2 protein-coding genes are annotated in these 1,837 nt (G+C 72.6%); one reads left to right on the plus strand and one right to left on the minus strand.

Annotation, left to right across the window (positions count from 1 at the left end; all coding sequences use genetic code 11):
• Window positions 1–645: MFS transporter (locus LQV45_RS29375; protein ID WP_230010607.1), on the plus strand; the 645-nt coding region annotated here is incomplete at its 5' end.
• Between the two features lie 31 nt (window positions 646–676).
• On the opposite strand, the gene LQV45_RS29380 is transcribed toward LQV45_RS29375, so the two are convergent.
• The gene (locus LQV45_RS29380) at window positions 677–1,834 is read right to left on the minus strand and encodes a homoserine O-acetyltransferase (RefSeq protein WP_374208326.1); all 1,158 of its coding nucleotides are present in this window, start codon (window positions 1,832–1,834) and stop codon (window positions 677–679) included.
• Window positions 1,835–1,837 lie beyond the last annotated feature (3 nt).

A 1,837-nucleotide genomic window follows, 5' to 3' on the forward strand; every position in this document is an offset into this window, starting at 1 on the left:
CGCGTGTTCCGTCTCGGGCAGGTGTGGTTCGCGCTCGGCATCGGCGCGGTCGGGTTCGGCGGCTTCTTCGCGATGTACAGCTACATCGCGCCCATGGTCACCGACGTGGCGGGTCAGCCGGAGTGGGCGGTCTCGGTCGTGCTCGTGCTCGTGGGCGTCGGGATGACGATCGGTAACATCGTCGGGGGCGCCCTGGCCGACAAGGACCTCCGGTTCTGGCTGTTCGCCGGGCTCATCGCGCTGGGCCTGGCCTCGGTGGGACTCGCCCTCACGGCGGGGTGGATCGTGAGCCTCGTCCTCTTCGCGTTCCTCGTCGCGTTCTTCGGTTCGGCGCTCAGCCCGTCGATCCAGACACGGCTCATGGACGTGGCCGAGGACAACCAGTCCATCGCGGCGGCGCTGAACCATTCCGCGCTGAACATCGGCAACAGCCTCGGCGCGTTCCTCGGCGGGGTCGTCATCGCCGCGGGATTCGGCCTCGTCGCCCCCGCCTGGGTGGGGGGCGTGCTGGCGCTGGGCGGATTGATCGTGGCCGTGATCTCGTTCCGCGTCGAGGACCGCAGCGGACGTCACCCCGCGCACCGGATGCCGGCCGCCGAGGCCGCGCAGACGGCGATCACCGGCTCGATCCCGACGCAGGGCTGACTCGCGGCGCCGTTCCCGGCGGCATCCGGGCTCAGACGGCGAACAGCCGCCGCACGTGGTGGTCGACGGCGGCGGTCTCGATGAGGAAGCCGTCGTGGCCGAAGTCGCTCGTCAGGGCCACGGCTTCATCGCCGTCGAGGGTGTTCGGGATGCCACGGGCGATGCGGTGCTGCCCGTCCACCGGGAAGAGGCGGTCGGTGTCGACGCCGAGCACGAGGGTCGTCGCGGTGACGCGCCGCAGGGCGTCCTCGACCCCCTCGCGGTCGCGGCCGACGTCGTGCGAGTTCATCGCCTCGACCAGGGTGAGGTAGCTGTTGGCGTCGAAACGCCGCGTGAACTTGTTGCCGTGGAAGTCGAGGTACGACTCCACCGCGAAGCGTCCGCCGTGGCCCAGGGGGCTGACGCCCGACTGCCAAGACCGCTGGAAGCGCTGGTTGAGCTCGGTGGGGCTGCGGTAGTTCAGCAGTGCCATGCGCCGGGCCAGGGCGAGTCCCCGGTGGGGCCCGTCGCCGTCGCCCGCGTCGTAGAACTCGCCGCCCGCGAATCGGGGGTCCATCCGGATCGTGTCGACCTGCACCGTGTTCAGCGCGATCTGGTCGGCAGTGGTGACCGGCGGGGCCGAGAGGATGGCGGCGCGCTCGACCCGGTCGGGGAGCCCCACCGCCCACTCCAGCGCGTGCATGCCCCCCATGGAGCCGCCGATCACCGCCGACCAGCGATCGATGCCGAGCGCGTCGGCCAGGAGAGCCTGCGCCCCCACCTGATCGCGGATCGTGAGGTACGGGAAGCGCGAGGCCCACTCGTACCCGTCGGGGGCGATGCTGGCCGGTCCCGTCGAGCCCTGGCATCCGCCGAGCACGTTCGGAGCAACGACGAACCAGCGGTCGGTGTCGATGGCGGCGCCCGGGCCGACGAGGTCGCCCCACCAGCCGGCGGTGGGGTGACCGGGGCCGGCGGGTCCGCGCACGTGGCTGTCGCCGGTCAGGGCGTGCGGGATCAGGACGGCGTTGTCGCGGGCGGGGGAGAGCTCGCCCCAGGTCTCGTACGCGAGGCGGAAGCCCGGCAGGCTCTCACCGTTCTCGGTGCGGAACTCCCCGAACGCCGCGAAACGCCGATCGCCCGCGGGGTCGCCGTCGCGCCACGCGCCGGTGGCCGGCGGGCGCCCGAGCAGGGACCGCGCGTCGGCCACCGG

The sequence above is a fragment of the Microbacterium sp. Bi128 genome (assembly GCF_918698205.1).